The 16,244-nt window shown below is 40.0% G+C and carries 12 protein-coding genes and 1 pseudogene; 3 read left to right on the top strand and 10 right to left on the bottom strand.

The window, feature by feature from the left end; genetic code table 11:
* Nucleotides 1-5: 5 nt before the first annotated feature.
* A complete protein-coding gene (locus FUA23_RS18355; RefSeq protein WP_147932227.1) occupies nt 6-1,514 on the bottom strand; it encodes a c-type cytochrome in 1,509 nt (502 codons plus the stop codon).
* Between the two features lie 526 nt (nt 1,515-2,040).
* Between FUA23_RS18355 and FUA23_RS18350 the strand changes: the two genes are divergently transcribed.
* The 3 genes from FUA23_RS18350 (at nt 2,041) to FUA23_RS18340 (ending at nt 4,438) form a co-directional block, all read left to right on the top strand.
* Nucleotides 2,041-2,595, top strand: a complete 555-nt coding sequence (locus FUA23_RS18350) for a YceD family protein (RefSeq protein WP_147932226.1) — start codon at nt 2,041-2,043, stop codon at nt 2,593-2,595.
* A gap of 62 nt (nt 2,596-2,657) precedes the next feature.
* Nucleotides 2,658-2,885: a 50S ribosomal protein L32 gene (rpmF, locus tag FUA23_RS22940; RefSeq protein ID WP_147932225.1), complete on the top strand. Its 228-nt coding sequence runs from the start codon at nt 2,658-2,660 to the stop codon at nt 2,883-2,885.
* 317 nt (nt 2,886-3,202) lie between these two features.
* Nucleotides 3,203-4,438, top strand: a complete 1,236-nt coding sequence (locus FUA23_RS18340; protein ID WP_147932224.1) for a tyrosine-type recombinase/integrase — start codon at nt 3,203-3,205, stop codon at nt 4,436-4,438.
* A gap of 193 nt (nt 4,439-4,631) precedes the next feature.
* On the opposite strand, the gene FUA23_RS18330 is transcribed toward FUA23_RS18340, so the two are convergent.
* From FUA23_RS18330 to FUA23_RS23170, 9 genes and pseudogenes are all read right to left on the bottom strand, one after another.
* Nucleotides 4,632-5,618 (bottom strand): hypothetical protein, encoded by a 987-nt coding sequence (locus tag FUA23_RS18330; protein ID WP_147932222.1) that lies wholly within the window; start codon nt 5,616-5,618, stop codon nt 4,632-4,634.
* Nucleotides 5,619-5,623: 5 nt separating this feature from the next.
* Nucleotides 5,624-5,977 (bottom strand): hypothetical protein, encoded by a 354-nt coding sequence (locus tag FUA23_RS18325; protein ID WP_147932221.1) that lies wholly within the window; start codon nt 5,975-5,977, stop codon nt 5,624-5,626.
* Between the two features lie 348 nt (nt 5,978-6,325).
* Nucleotides 6,326-7,096: a hypothetical protein gene (locus FUA23_RS18320; RefSeq protein WP_147932220.1), complete on the bottom strand. Its 771-nt coding sequence runs from the start codon at nt 7,094-7,096 to the stop codon at nt 6,326-6,328.
* A gap of 76 nt (nt 7,097-7,172) precedes the next feature.
* A complete protein-coding gene (locus FUA23_RS18315) occupies nt 7,173-7,841 on the bottom strand; it encodes a hypothetical protein (RefSeq protein WP_147932219.1) in 669 nt (222 codons plus the stop codon).
* On the bottom strand, nt 7,838-11,062 hold the full coding sequence (locus FUA23_RS18310; RefSeq protein ID WP_147932218.1) for a T9SS type A sorting domain-containing protein: 3,225 nt from the start codon (nt 11,060-11,062) through the stop codon (nt 7,838-7,840). The genes FUA23_RS18315 and FUA23_RS18310 overlap by 4 nt, the downstream gene beginning before the upstream one ends.
* Nucleotides 11,063-11,745: 683 nt before the next feature.
* A complete protein-coding gene (locus FUA23_RS18305) occupies nt 11,746-12,918 on the bottom strand; it encodes a GTP pyrophosphokinase (protein ID WP_147932217.1) in 1,173 nt (390 codons plus the stop codon).
* A gap of 1 nt (nt 12,919) precedes the next feature.
* Nucleotides 12,920-14,983, bottom strand: a complete 2,064-nt coding sequence (locus FUA23_RS18300) for an argonaute/piwi family protein (RefSeq protein ID WP_147932216.1) — start codon at nt 14,981-14,983, stop codon at nt 12,920-12,922.
* Nucleotides 14,984-15,257: 274 nt separating this feature from the next.
* The gene (locus tag FUA23_RS18295; RefSeq protein ID WP_147932215.1) at nt 15,258-15,851 is read right to left on the bottom strand and encodes a 7-cyano-7-deazaguanine synthase; all 594 of its coding nucleotides are present in this window, start codon (nt 15,849-15,851) and stop codon (nt 15,258-15,260) included.
* Nucleotides 15,844-16,068 (bottom strand): annotated as a pseudogene (locus FUA23_RS23170) (nucleoside 2-deoxyribosyltransferase); the annotation flags it as partial. The gene FUA23_RS18295 and the pseudogene FUA23_RS23170, both read right to left, overlap by 8 nt.
* Nucleotides 16,069-16,244 lie beyond the last annotated feature (176 nt).

The raw sequence follows: 16,244 nt of genomic DNA, 5'->3' as shown, positions 1-16,244 counted from the left end.
ACGAGTTAGTAGTGACAGCGCTGGCAATTAAGGCCACCCACTTCCTCAACGGTAACAGCATCACGCTCACCGTTTTTGATTTCCTCGTGGTAGCGCTCGTACGCTTTGTAGTAATCGTTGTCGGCAAATTCTACCGTTGTTTCACGGTGGCAATTCACACACCATCCCATGCTGAGAGGGCTGTACTGGTACACTAGTTCCATTTCCTCTACGGGACCGTGACAGTTTTGACACTGCAGGTTACCGACAGTTACGTGCTGGGCGTGGTTGAAGTATGCGTGATCAGGCAAGTTGTGGATACGGACCCATTCTACCGGACCGGCAATTTTGTCATCTCCGGTCATCTCATTAGTGAGTGCTTCTTCGATAGCATCGAGTTGCTCCTCGATCACATTTTCCATCTCGTCGAGGTCACCCTCATCTTTGATGTATTCCTGTGCGATCCACTTCTTGTAGACATCCTTCACCTCTTCGTTGGTGTAGTTTTCGTAGTCTTTGAGGTAAACATCTTCGATCGGGTCGTAACCGATGGCAGCGTAGATTTTCGTGATTTCAGCAGTACCGTAGTTGCTACCTTTCTTGATCGCACGGTGACAGTTCATACAGGTGTTAACCGCAGGGATGACGGAGTGCTTAGAGCGGCGGGCACCGTCGTGGCAGTACTGACATTCGATCTGGTTAAGTCCGGCGTGGGTAACGTGGCTGAATTTGATCGGCTGTTCCGGCTGGTATTCCTGCTGGCGGCCAAGCTCAATGGCGTGGTTTACAGTAGTATATCCTCCGAGTACAACGAGAGCAAAGACAACAAAAGCGATCATTCCTTTGCTCGTCAGTATCTCAACCAGGGTACGACGGGAGGTCACTTCACCTTCTTTGGTGTTGACCATGTACTTCATGTTGCTCGTGATCCGGGCAAGAATCAAAGAGAGCAGCAACAACGCGCCACCAAGAATTACGAAGAGCCACGTATTATCGGTAGGCTCAGCAGCAACCACTGCAGCGCCGCCACCGGCAGCAACCGGTACACCCTCGCCGGTATACTGACCTTTAACGTAAGACAACAGATGCTCAACGTCTCCTTCAGAGAGGTTGGTAAAGGCGGTCATTACCGATTTGTTCCACTCGTTGAACACTTCAACAGCACGTGCACTTTCGCCAGAGGCGATAAGCACCTGCGAATTCTGGATCCAACGGTAAAGATGCTCGCGTGGCTCAGAAGCCCAACGTTCCTGGACACCACCAAGAGCAGGGCCAGTAGAGTTGTCCTTCATGTTCTTGTTGTGGCAGGAACCACAGCCGTTAGCATTCCAAAGGTTTTTACCTTTGGTATAATCACCGGAGCCAGGTGCAACATCTCCAACCGGAGCGGCAGCGGAAGTGGCCGGATCGTCCTGAACAATTGATTCAGGAGTGACCTCGTCAGCCAGTTCGTCCTGTGCGAACACGGAGACACCGCCCAAAAAGAGGCAGCAAACGAGGAGGAAAGACTGTATAAACTTCAAATGGTATGTCATTAGGAATTGACATTTAGTAAGTTGTGCGAAAAAGGAGGAAAAATACTCCTTCTCTAGTGGCGCAAAGATACTTTCATGACATTTCTTTAACAAACTTGTTCACACCTGCACCCGCTATTTAGACGACATCTAAAGAACACCAAGGCGCGGACGCGGGTGCCAAACCCGGATACTGTACGGTTGAACCCTTTAATTCCCTGTACATTATGAGTATTCTGCTCCCTGCCGAGGTATAGTATACACCGGCAGGAAGAAGTGCAACTTGTTGAACAATACTTTCCCGGAATCCAGCTCCGGAGGTCGCAATCGGCCTGCTGGCCGAAAGACCTTATATATGGTCACAGCGTGTCTGACTTCTCCCCTGCTCTTCAAGCGTCATTTTTTGCACCTGCGGTCGCGCCATAAACCGGAATAAAACATTTTACCAACAAACCTTGTCATATCGCAATAATACCTTATCTTTGCGCCCACTTTGAAACGTCCCTTCGTGCCAACGGGCACACAAAGCGGGATAAAACCTAAGGTTATGTCAGCTCAATCACCATTTATCTTACCCTTAAGCGGGCTTGGTCAGGGGATTTACCGGTATGACCTTGTGATCGACGAAGCGTTTATCGCAACTTTTCCTGATGCGCCGGTACAACACGCCGACGTTGCCCTGGAACTGACGGTAGACCGCCAGCAACGGCAATTGATCCTGGATTTCGATTTCTCCGGAAGTGTACGCACCGATTGCGACCGCTGCCTGGCGAATGTTGACTTTCCGGTCAGTGGCCAGAACCAGCTGATCGTTAAGTTCAATACCGAAGCGGAAAACATGGAAGAAGAGGGTGAACTCCTTTACCTTCATCCTGACACCAGTTTGTTCAACGTAGCACCTTATGCTTACGAAATGGTCATTCTGGCGTTGCCTATGATCCGTACTTTCGAATGCCGGGAAGGTGAACCGCCCTACCCTTGCGACGAAGAGATGCTGGACCGAATCGATGCTTCTGTAGACACTGTCTCAGACACTGCTGCTGAAAGCGATGACGACGATGACAAGCCAAGCCCCTGGGACGCTCTCAAAGACCTCAAATAATTATCACCGGCTGATTCCATCAGCCTTACCGATACCATCCAAAGCTAAAATTTACAATTACCATGGCACATCCTAAGAGCCGGATTTCCAAGCAGCGCAAGCGCAAGCGTCGTACTCACTACAAGGCTTCTGTACCGAGCCTGACTGTTTGCCAGACTACTGGTGAAACTCACCAGCCTCACCGCGCTTACTTCGACGCAGAAGGCAACATGTTCTACAACGGCAACATGCTCGTTAAAGCTCCAGAAGTCTTCGTTGAAGACGAAGCTGGCGACGAGGATGATGCATAAGTAATCCCCTCCGTATACCCCGGGACCTTTACGCTCCGGATGGAAATTAATAGCCCGTTAGCTCTGCTAACGGGCTATTACTGGTTGTAGTTATCGCTAAGTCACCTTTGGCCTCCTGGCAGGCAAACACAAGGTTCCGGCATAGTGGGTAAAAGAAAAGCCCGTCCGAAATGAATCGAACGGGCTCTTTAAGTGGAGAATACCAGAGTCGAACTGGTGACCTCTTGCATGCCATGCCACGAAGGCATTGACAACTAACTCATTATCAATAAATTGTGATTGACGATTTCTTTATTTTTTAAAGAATCTTTGCCACAATGATCAATATCTATCTTAGATTAGACCAGTCAACCACACTGAAAAGAGGAGACCATCCCGTCGTTTTAATGGTCACTTGGGGAACAAACGTAAGGCGCAAAAGACTAAAAGGCTTCTCGTGCAAGAAAAAATCTTGGGACTTTGAGAACCATTGTTTCCTTCACTCCGAGCGCAAGAATGAACTCCTCAAAGCCTACGAGAAGAAAGCATGGAGGATTGCGGACTACATGGACGAATGGGACTACAAACACTTCGTCAAAGAACTGAACCGCTCTGAAGAGCAGAAAGAGCCGACGCACAAAAAACTCTTCTCCTATCTCCAGGAGTTAGAGCAATACTACTTCGATAATGATCAGGTCTCCTACTCCAACGATTTTAAGGGGCTTACCTCCTTCCTGAAGAAGTGTTTCAAGAAGGATATGCGGTTACAAGACTTCGGAGACCGTGAGCTAAAGCTCATCCTCAAGAAGATGGATGAGAAGGAAATCAAAGGCTGGAACTACCTAAAGACCCTAAAAACGGCTCTTTGCGAGGCCATGCAAGGGGGCTTTCTCAAACCGGAAGAATGCCCGATCAAGACACAGTATTCTCCAAGAGGGTACAATATCAACAAACGTCACGCCAAGTCCTCAAAGAAAATAAAGAAGAACAGGATCAAGGACATGACGGAAGAAGAAAAGGAAATGGTGGTAGACTTCTTCAACACTGCCGACATCCCGCCAACACAAAAGAAGCACCTAGCCTATTGGGTTTTGGGCTACAAGCTCTTTGGAGTCAACTTCATCGATCTTGCTTATCTGAAATGGGAAGACATCAATAATCAGTACTGGAAGTACAAGAGATCAAAAACAGGTGTTGGTAGTGCCAGCGGTAAACCAGTACCGGAAGCAGCAATGAAAATCTTGAAACAGTACGATACGGGCGGCAAATACATCCTCGACGTACTCAATGGCTACGATGATAGCGCGGATCGTATTCACACCAGACTCCGCAACTACAGAGCTAATATGAGACGAACGTTCAGAGTCCTTTCTAAGCGTATCAATTTCACAGATGACAGGTACATCACTTGGTACACCACGAGGTACACTTCGATCACGCTGACGATTGAAAAGGGCGTTGATCTAAATGTGGTGAAGACCTTAGCGGATCACTCATCGATCAAGACGACTTCTAAGTACGTCGGGATTGTGAGAGATAGGGATAGGTTGAAGGAGGCTATGGATTTGTTGTAGTCTCTTACATCAGTAAACTTTCTGGATATATAGGAATTCTCTGTTTAGTAGAACGTAACCTCTCTATACACCAAAGGAACATCTTGGTGAAGAACAACGTCAATATGTTCTTGATCCAACAGGCTTTGGGACACTCTTCTATTGCTACTACGCAGCATTATATTCAGAAGTGTTTTGAGGTTGACTTGTTGATTTAGGGCATTGAATTTATTATTGATCTATAAACCTCAAGTAATGATAACCAATTTCTGCTAGTAGGGTCTAATAACTTAGCTATTTTTTTATGAATAAGAATGGTCTCCTGGTTAATAATTACACATGGAATTAAGTGACCAATATTCGATTCGTGATATAGATGCCAAATACCTCCTTTTTGATGCATAAATACTTCGCCAAAGTAATAAAGTAAAGGGTCTGCAATATTTAAAGAGAAATCAAAACTGATTACATTTTCATAGAGTTGAACCTCTATTGCCTTTAAACTATTTAGTGAGAAATCTAAAACATCAATATTTATACCTAAACACTTAGACAACTTCGCCTTGTAACCATCCTTGTTTTCTATAAAAGAACCATCTTGGTTGAAAATTAGAGAGTCAATCAATTCAATAGATGACTTATTCTTTTCGTATAACTTGACTATCTTTTTGTTATGCTCCATTATTGAATTCACACAGTCGTAACTACCAAATATTTGGTAATGGTGGTCACCACCGGTTACAACAAAAGTGTCATCGTTTATTCGATATGAAGTCAAACCAAATCCACTTATTGAATCATCTTTTTTTGAGTTCAGAATTATTACTTTGGCAACCTCTTCAGATACAGTTCTTGCTCTCACAACTTCACCGCCAATTAATACATATATCACATTATACGGTGGAGTCTTATTAATGTATTTGTTATGGATTGCGTACTGTGAATATGAAAGGTAAATCTCATACTCCTTTTTTGACTCAAACAGCCTTCTAGTGGTAGTATCTTTTTCCAAAATCGAGGAATCGTTCAACTGGTAAATTAATACCTCCGAACAAAAAGGGAAAAAGAAGAAGTAGTTATCGGTTAGGTCAACTCCCCCATCGTTCCTGAATTCTTGTTCTATAAGGGCACAATCCTCTCTACTGATCTCTAGGTAAGAGTACAGTAGCTGTCCATCTTTTATTTTTTCAATCCTCTTCATTGCTATTATTGATTATCGTCACAGTCACCGAAAGTTGGGTCAAGGTTTGGAATAAGATAGCTTATTTCAAATTCTTGGGCAGCTGCCATAAAATCAAAATGGTTTGGCACATGAGATACAGTAAAAACTCTTCTCTCAAACTCTTGTCTAACTTTATGAAGAATGCAAGGTGTTATTTCACTGAAATAGTGCCTAGAAAAGTCAACTTCGCAAGCATTTAAAAAATTTGGACTGGTAACCCGCATAAAGGTAGGTGAGAAAGTATTATGCTCAATGTGAGAAACGAAGAGAGGGATATTATAATCAGAACACTCCTTGATTAAATCAGAGTGAACATCAACACCAGAAGGGAAAACCATCCATAACCCGTGCGAAGTGCTTGAAGTGTGATAATTTACAAAATTTGGATCTTTAAGGTAGTCTCGGTATCCAATAAATTGAGGCGCATAATTACCGCTACTGCCTCTTTCCTTATAGGTGTAAATTGTTGAATTGTAAACCCCTTTTACTTCAATTAAATTAGGCTGATCATAAATAGCAAAGTCATTATAATCAATCGCAGTTACATATGTAATTCCGTCAGGCCTCTTATTATAAACAGGTAATTGAGCATTACGTCTTGAATTAGGAATATTAAAATAATTAAGGACGGCTTTCTCTTGAGCTATACCTAGAATCCTGCAATTCCACCATCTTCTGATTTTTGTTTATTGAAACGGGTATCTAATTATTAATGAATTCATTAGAGTCTCAGTTAGATCAACAAAGTCTGGCCCTCGTAATGGCTCCCAACCAACTTGGCTTACGGGAGAGGGCAGGTCACAAGTGTAATCCGGAGAAGTAATGGTTGCATAGGATAGAGCATTGGGGTTCAAATCATTTACACACATGAAATTAACCAGAGTCGTTGCACTGCTTTCAGTCCATTCGATAGATGCTAGCTTAAATTGATTTAAATAGTCGGTAAACAATTCTTCAGGCAACCTGCTTTCGTTTGCCACATTAGAAAACTCCTTAGAAATTTTCTGGTCCATCCCATTGTAGATGTCATTATTTATTAAGAAGTTATTTAATGTTTCTGCTAAATTGCAGCTATATAGGTTTGCTTTGTTCATTTTAACATCTGAACTCTGCGAATCGGGCGCTGCAATAGCAGGAGGTTCACCTGCTATTATTGTTACTAAATAGGTTATTTCTTCAATAATATTCCCATCCGAATCTATAATGAATAGGCTATACTTAGTATCTTGAGTAGGACAAACCTCCTGCTCTTGCTGTTGCGGGGAGCTAATATTTTCCTCCGACTCCCAAGCAAAACAATCAACATCTTCCTCATTGACATCACCAAGATGCGGTTGAAGCGTGATGCAATTATCAGTTTCGCAGACGTAGTAGTTGAATACAAATTCTTCTGCTTCCTGCGCGTTGATGACGCATATACTTGAGAAGAAAACAAGTAAAAGGATGAGGTGTTTCATATTTTTTGTATTAGTTGGCTCTCCTTTATTTTACAGGAGATGTTATAGGGTTAAAAAAGGTTATAATGGTGATATATTAGTTTACGACTTGTGCGTAGTCTTTTTCGCAATAGTTAAAAGCGACAATTCCTCTAGAAAAAGAAAACCAGACTTCATTACTCCATGCCGTCCTAACACCATAAGTGTCAGAATATGACTGCCCAAATTTGCTTCTGCTAAAAGGGATAACGTTGATACGTGTTTCGCCAGCATCATCTGACAAAAGCCTTGAAGTGTTTATAATTTCACATCCAGGAAATGACAGCTTTACAAAGATCGCATCTCTACCAATCTGGGATTGATCCTCAGGAGAAAGCTCATCTTCAAACGTAACTAGTCGAGTTACTAGAGGTTTAATGACAATAGATAAAGTATCAAGTGTGTTGGAAGCGTATGTAACTTCAAATACTTCTCGGTTATGAAAAGGAGTAAATTGATTTCCGTTATCACATTCTCCTGTATATGAAGCAACGCTACGCTCAATACTTCTTTGGTTTAATACTTTATTAAACAAGAATTCATTTCCTGATGAATCTCTAAAGGTTATCAAATTAGGATAGTCTAAGTGAGTTAGACGACCACTTGTACTTTCATTTAGAAGTTGGTCTCCAAATTCCTGCATCTCACCTTGGCAAGAATTACCACAAGCAGATACAGTGACTACTATTAAGAACAAATAGAGGTATATCCAATTTATAAATTTCATTCAACAACTAATTTTTCTGTGTAGGATTCACCCGATTCTAATATTACCTGAACAAAAATAATTCCTGTTAAGATTTGATTAGATTCAATCGTTATTTTTGTATTTCCATCTTGAGCAACAACATTTGTGCTTCCTGTAATTACTCTTCCATAAATATCTACGACCATCCATTTATCTATATTTAGACGGTTTACTGTAAAAGTAATTTTATTTTCAGATTTAACAACAGGATTAGGATAAATACGAATACCTTTTATGTAAGATAGCCTATTTTCGTACGCTTCAAATGACTTATAATAGTAATCTTCCAGCCCACCTTCGCGAAAGAAATCAATATCTGAAGTAGAAAAGTGACAGTTGAATTCTGGACATTCTTGTATTCCACCTGTTTCTCGGTAATACTCTACTTCTCTAGAGGTGACAGCATCGATCTTTTCGGACCAACTCCAAGCATCTGGAATACATGGAGTTACTTCACAAGGAATTCCAATATAGATGTCAAATAGGTTTTGTACGTTTTCATCTGGCAGTACAAAAAAGCATTGTCCACCCTGAAATGCATCCGGTAAAGTTCGTTGAACATTACTCGCAAGAGTCGTTTCTTCATTGTTATCATAACATACTAAGTCATAACTACAACCATCTGGAGCCAATGCTACATCGCAAGTAAAGCAATCATACAAGTCTCCGTAATAATCACAAAGTTGTTCGATTTCTTCTTCTGGAATTTCAATCGTTGTAGGATCAGAATCACTAGAGCCTTCAAGGCATTTAAACTCTGCATAAACCTGTAGTAATGGGTGAATCTGTGGTGCCTGTGATATCCATTCTACTGCTTCAGGAGGAAAAATACATCCGCACTTTCCTCCACTCTGCTCTAATTTTGATGAAAATGATTGAGTAACGTTGATCCTAACTGTATCAACAAGTCCACCTGTCCCACCACTGAATCTAGGAGGGAGTATCAGTGTGCCTCCCCCTTTACAGGGGTTGTCTCTGAATCTTGGCTGGTATTCAAAGTCGGTGATTCTTGGGTTGTTATTGAAACAAAAATCAGTGCTGTTATCACTATAATTTGCATCATCAAAATTATCCTCTAGCCCACACACTTCACAATTTTCAATAAAACCTAGCCAAAAGTAGTTAGGCAAGTTATCAAAGATACGTCCATCTGAAAGTTCATCCCAACCACTCAACACATGTGGAATTATTTCTGTTGTTTTACCCATTTGAACCTCCGCGACTAGTGGACATGTCCCATCAAGAGGAGTTATTGTTACAGTTAATTTTCCGGGTTTGTCTGAATGATTAATATGGTGTCTATCTAGGTCGTGCGTAATACGTACGTCAAAATTATTTACTTCTTCCACAACTGCTTTATAAGAGGCCATATGTCCATCATCACCTTCTGAGTATGGTTCGTACTCTCGATGAACAGAAACGCTATCTCCAATTTCAAATCTCTGATGTACTCTCCTCCCAGCCATTCCTTGCACGCTATACCATGCCCTTGTGAACAAGGGCTTTTCACATCTATTTTCGATAGCAAGAAGAACATGAGGGTTCGCGCAATCTACCAATAAGTGATCAATGTCTAATATGCTTAAGACCGTCCCCGTACACTCGTCGAAAACATGAATTTTGTAAGAGTATATACCGAGATCAAAACTACCAGGCAATACAAATTCAGGAGTAGAGCGTGACAGAATAGTTTCTGTCCCTCTAACTAACAAAAAATCAAAAGAACGATTTTCACTGACTCCAGGTCTAAAGTTTAGCTCCGCAGATATTGTTATAGGTGTTCCTTCAGGATTAAGAAACTCTCCTTCTACAATTGGATTAGTAAGGTAGACATCACCTTCGGAGAGGGAATTTTCACAACTTGGAACTATTACTGACCCTATCCTACTACATCCAAAATCGTTAGTAAAGGTTAAGCTATTTTCACCTCCTTGCAACCCTCTAATTACGATGCTTCCATTATTAAAGATGTAGTAATCTAAAGATTGAGAATTTTGATTTGATTGGACCGAAGAGGTATATTCCGTAAAATGATCAGGTAAATCTAATGTTAGTTCACCATTACTTTCGCCACTTGAGGCCGGTGAAGAGTTAACGATGAAATTATTAAGACTAAGTGGCTCGAAATCTTTGCAAACAACGTAAGACTTTGAGAACTCTCCGCATCCTAAGTTGTCAGTGATAGTAACGGAGTAGTTCACATTACAATTCAAAAAACGCTGACGATTAGTATTACCGTCTTGCCATTGGTAAGTAAATCTTAATGGATCATCCATACCAACATTTACGGTAGTTCCACAACTAGAGCTTGTAGACGTAAGTAATTCAAAAGTATCTGATCCAAGGTCTTCACATTCACTAATGGTAAAACGAGCAGTAGCTGTACATCCAGGAACCGTTTGAAAAGCAATAACATAACTTCCCGGTTCAAGACCAGTTATCCCGTTGCCATTTACACTTGGGTTTACTTCATTTCCGTTAAGCGTAAGACTTGCTATTCTCATGTCGTGTAGAAGTTCATATTCTACACTACCTCTATCGCCTCCAGGTATAGCATTTGTAATTGTACCTAACTGGATTCCTGCGCAGCAAAGGTTGAAAGTTTGAGTAGCGGAACATCCATAAGCATTTGTTGCTGTTACTGTATAGGAACCTGAACATAACCCTTGCAAGCTATTACCTGTAGCTCCATTGCTCCAAGTGTATCTATCCCTGCTGTTATTGATGGTTATAAAACCTCTAGGATTTGTTGACACTCTCAAGCTCATCTGACAACCGTTGTTGGTACCGCATCGCTCAGGGTCAGGAGGTAATGTCTGAAAGTCTTGGAAAACTCCAAAGTCATCACAACAGTCGTTTCCTCCACATTGTGTAACACTAATATTCTCATCAACAAATGTACATCCAAATCTATTTGTATAGATTACTCGGTAATCATCAGCGCAGATGTTTTCGAGGGTTCTACCCTCGTTCACCGCAAGGCTAAAATTGTGGGTTTGTATTCTTGATGAATTAAAAACTTGGACAGTAAATGGTCCACTATTACCCATTGCTGCTACCTCTAATACTCCGCCACAACGTTCGCTATTGGTAAATACAGCATCGTCGTCCCGTATCACATCAGTATTGAGTTGTGCGTTAATTCTGAACGAGAAGAAAAAGGTGATAAGTAAGAAAAAAAGGACAGGGAATACTCTCATTGTAGATAGGTGTTTAAGTGTGATAATAGGATGGTAGGCGAAAAACCTAAAAAAGATTTTTGTTTTATTAATGCTGCAATGTACTTCAGCTTATTTCGGAAAACCAAACGCTAGAAGAACTCTTGCTCAATAGACTTGTCTATTTTCGAGCACACAAAAAGAAGCGTTCATTCAGACAAGGCATGGTCTTTTTCAATAGAAGCTTATTCCCTTTTTAAAGATTGCTCAGGTTTTCATAATTCGGTAAATGGGGGAAACCCATCTATTCCCGATCCTCGATACTGTGTCTGAAGGCGTTGAAGGCCTTCGACGATTAACTCAAGGAACCGCTAAGGTGTGCTGCATAGGAAAGAACGTAACCTTTTATACGGCTGGATACACCTACACAAACATCTTAGTGAAGAATAACGTCAGTATGCCCTTGATTAAATGGGATTTGGGCACTCTTCTATTGCTACCACTCAACATTATGTTCAGAGATGCCGTCGTTGTGAGTTGTAAATTCTCCCAACATCGATTCGCCCGCTAGCCAGCCGTTTTGGTTCAATGCCCAGTAGGCAGTTCGTAGGTGGGGCCATTCAACACAAAATCTATTTAGGCTTCGCTCCTCTGGATTTGACAACTAAGTTTTAGCGTCATTTTTTGTGGCATGAGATATTCAGGCATGAGTGAAGTATCAATGATTAAAACAAAGGGATCCCATCTTCAGCTTCACACTTTAGACACTTTATAGCTGTTGTATATTTATTACAGATTTCACATCTTTTAAGAAAGTGTTCCAGCCGATGTTTTTCACAATAGAAGTCGTAATCTGAGTCAGTTTCTCTAATTATGAAGTCATATTCATTCTCAGTTAAAAATGAACTGCATTTGGAGCATTTATGCTTTACGAATCCTAAATTTGATTGAATTTCTGATATAGCTAATTCAGGCTTCCCTTTTTGGAAAAGCGGTCCATACAGTAACATTTCAAAGGCAGAGACATTTGAAAGGTTTTTTAATTCAGACTTGGATACTCTAATTTTATCTCGAATACTTTCATCTTCAAGTAATTTATTAATATCCTCTAATGTCTGATAGTTTAATTCCCTTAATCGGCTTAGAACAAGGTTCATCTCTTGGTTGGTGAATTTTGTATTCGATTTCCACTGATTAACTTTAAAACTCAAAGTTTTAGAGTTGATGATTTTATCAGTGTCCTCTAATTCTTCTGGAGGAGTTATGTAACTTAGTTTTTGACTTCTTATAGTGCTTAAAAAGCCATCAAGACCGTCTAAGATTGCTGCAATATTTTTATAGTAGTCTTCAGAAGGCAATTCTGCCCCCATATTATCTGTAGGTTTATAAGTATCATCATGCGTAACTTCAGCCCAAGCATGTTGAAAAAAAGTCTTGACCTGCAATTCTAAAGGTACTTTTACTGGACTATCCTTATGATACGTAGAGTAAGTCAAATCAAGATGAATCGCTCTGTACCCACTCTCCTTTTTCAGGTCATCACGCTTAACGACTGCAAATCTTTTATGCTTTTCTATAATAGCTACTATCTGAACAACATCTTCATTTGTGTTACATAGTATTCGTCCGCCAATAAAATCATTTAAGACTAAAGACATAGTCCCATCATTAGCATTTGAGTATAGTGACTCAGCACTTCTTCCTTTTCTCTCTAACTTACTAAGAATAGATTCTATTTGCTTAATTCTCACCGCTGGGATAAAAACTTTTAGCCTAGTTTGGTCAAAGTATACACTAGCAATTCGAGACAAAGTATCTTGAATTTCAATTGCAACTCTATCAAAGAAGCCTTTCTCCTTGTTGTACTGCTCGGACAGTTTTCCTTTATCGATACTCATATTAAATAAACCAAGGGACGTTAGATAAGCTATTACTCACTTCTCTCCATGAAGTTAAGTCGAAGTAATTGGTGAGTTTTGCCACTTCAGACGAGAACTTTGTTGTAACTGGATCGCTAGTCAATTTGACTGCTGATTTCCAGTTTAGTTTTGTCATTGATAATATTCTGGTAGATATTTTTAGTATCTCATCTTCACTTAAGTTGCAATCAGTGCCATTTATCCACACAGTAATTTCAAAAATTTTATCCGAGTTAGACTGTACGGAAGTAGAAAGAAGAAATCTATTTTTTCCTAAAATAACGATTTTTCCGCCACCAACAACTTTGGTTGAGCGGCTAGAATCAAACAGATGGAAAGAATGGCCTTTGTTAAGGGAAATAAAATTTACACACTCAATTGGCTGAGATTCTAAAGCTCTCATTACCTTATTTCGCTCCTTAGCCGAAAATTTCTTTGTGTAGTGGATATCAATGCTTCGTAAGTTGGGATTAGTTGACTGGTAATCAGCAACAGCATTAAGTATCAACCTGGGCATCTCCTCTTGTCGTTCCTCAAAGTTCAAATAGTTGATACTTGATTTCATATATTTCCAAATACCATTTCTATCAAATACGTTTACATGACCTAAGTTCCTCTTCAATCTGCCATTATGTTTAAGAGAGCTGTATGATAAGCCTAAAACAAGGTCTGAAAAGTCATCAGCCTTTGACTCAATACTCCAAGGTGTATAGCCTAATTTGGCATATATATTTGCAGAAATATTCCAACATGAATAAATATCGAAGTTAGTTTTACTAACAATTTGAGATACCCTTCCGTGTGACGCTAAAAGAGCCTTAATATTGTAGTAATCCGCGCTATTCGGAGGTAAGTAGATAATAACTAACGAATCGACAAAATCAGAATTAGAAGACTGAAGAAAATTAAACACAGAGGATATGTATTCTGTATTTTTAGAGATTTCATAGTGCTTTACGACGTTCAATTTGATGCCAAACTTAGTTGGTAAACTAAAAGAAAAATTGCCTGAAATGATCCCTGTATTCAGTTTTTTCAGGAGGTCTCTCATGTCTTCTTTGTCACTTTCCCTAAAGAAAACTACTACATTTTCATCAACTATATTATCCTTCAGATCGAATTTTGATAGCCCTGCCATCAATCTCTCAGAAGTAATCGTTTTTCCTTGCCTACTAATTAAGTACTTGGGCAAAGACTGATTAGAAATAGATAAAATGTTGCTTTCTGGAATAGTCAAAGGGTTAACACTTAATGATTTAAATGAATCATTATCAGAGTTTTCGAATAGTGAAAAAAATACATTATTTACAATACTATCTATATGTCGATGCTTATCAGAAGAATTTGATAAGCTGGTCTTTTTTACTAAGTCTCTTAAAGCTTCAACTTCACTAGAGGGTGTTTCAAAATTTTCATAATCGGATGTTCTGAGTGAAGGTAAAACTCTTTCTTGTCCTATATTTATATAGTCATCTGGACTATCTGATGTGGATACAAGTACAGACGACTCTTTTATTTCTATAATTTGTCCATACACCCACCTTCGTTTCCCTTCCAATTCAACATAAACGAGACATTTCTTACAGTTTTGCTCTACGTAATCAATCGGTAAATACTCTCTATCCAAAAGATCTCTTAATGAAATCCGATTATATACTTTAGTATATAAATCAACTAATAAATATATTTCATTATACAGCTCCTGTATCCTAAAGCTGCATCTGCGTAAAATACTAAATTCTTTTCCCTTGTGGAGTGGATCAGAAGTCAAGGTAAATTCACCTCTGAAATTATTTATATCTATCACATCGGACCTATCCCTGAGGCTACGTATAATGAACTTCTTGACTAGCCAATTAAAGTACTTGTTGTCACGGTTAGGGATAGGTGTTTTATTACCTTTTCTTATATTCGATACGTATAGTCCATCCCCTGTTTTAACATACAATTGAGAGGTGTCAAAGGTTAATATTTCATCAAATGTGTAGCTATATAGAAGTAGAGATTCGGCCTGCACATTAATTTTGTATAAATTTGATTCCATAAGAGCTATTTTGCTCAATATACGTTTTTTATCTGTGCAAGACACCTTCAAATGCGAGCGAAAGTCTAAGATTAATAGAAAGTTTTATTCGCGACCATTCTTATTTAGAACGTGTGCAGTCAAGCAGGGAGCTATCCCATAGGCAATGACGCCGAAAGGTCAACGCTTCTCATTCCAAGAACACTCAATCAATGCTAAAAACATGGCAGGAGGCTTGACGCGGCCTTCAGTATTGAGCGGATGTTGTTTTTCATAGAAAGTGTATATCTAATGATCAATCTAATTCTAATTGTTGAATGTTGTACAAGTACTTTTGACATCCTCGACAATGCATACAAGGATGATTTGACTTATGGCACGAGTGAGCATATAGCAGTGTCGAGTACGGAACTTTACTGGTTTTGATTAACTCAGTCGTTGTCATCGATATTGCTGGAGTCTCAACAATTAGATTCCCCTCCTGCATTGAAATTAATTCATTAATTTCCCGATAGAATTCAAGAGTACCATCGACATGAATACTATCAGTTGAAACAGATCCAATAATCAATTGCTTTACATCAAGGTGTAATGCTTTCATAGCGGCAAGTGTCAGTAATAGCTGATTACGATACGGCCACCATTCCGAAACGGGGCCAACACTAATTTGAGGGTTATCGCTTAAATCACCAGAACCAAGATCCGAACAATTCGCATTAATAACAAAGTGCTCTATCTTGAGTGTTGCACAAACAGACTTAGCAGCACTTATTTCAGCTTTAGCAGGCTTTTGACCATAGTCAATCGTTACTGCATACTTTGGTTTTTTCCAATGGGCTACTGCAATTGAATCCATCCCGCCTGAAAGAAGTAATAATTTATTATTCATTTGCAAGCGTCCAATATAATTTGTACAGAGCAGTAGTAAAATCCGATTCTATAATGCACCCCGTACCTATAAGCATTTTAAGAGATTCATCGTCTTCCTTTTGCGTGAATACAATAACCTTTTTATTTTGAGATATAGCATACCCGACCTCAAATAGTGTACCAGAATCTAAACCATCTAATATAGCAAAAACAATTTTAGAATCATCTAATCCTAGGGTGTTCCCTCTGTTAGGCTGCGGCCGTGGCCGATTCCGTCCTCTCTCGGAGCACTCTTAGCTGAGTGTATCGCGTCGGGCAGGTGTTGGCGGTTTCCCAGTCGTAGACCTGCTGGTAAGTTACGGTAGTCAGGGCGCGATCGACAAAATCTAGCGAGATGTCGATATGGTATAAC

This window comes from Neolewinella aurantiaca (genome assembly GCF_008014675.1).
Taxonomy (GTDB): Bacteria; Bacteroidota; Bacteroidia; order Chitinophagales; family Saprospiraceae; genus Neolewinella; species Neolewinella aurantiaca.
The sequence above is the reverse complement of the archived record's forward strand: the minus strand, read 5'-3'. Positions and strand labels throughout refer to the sequence as shown.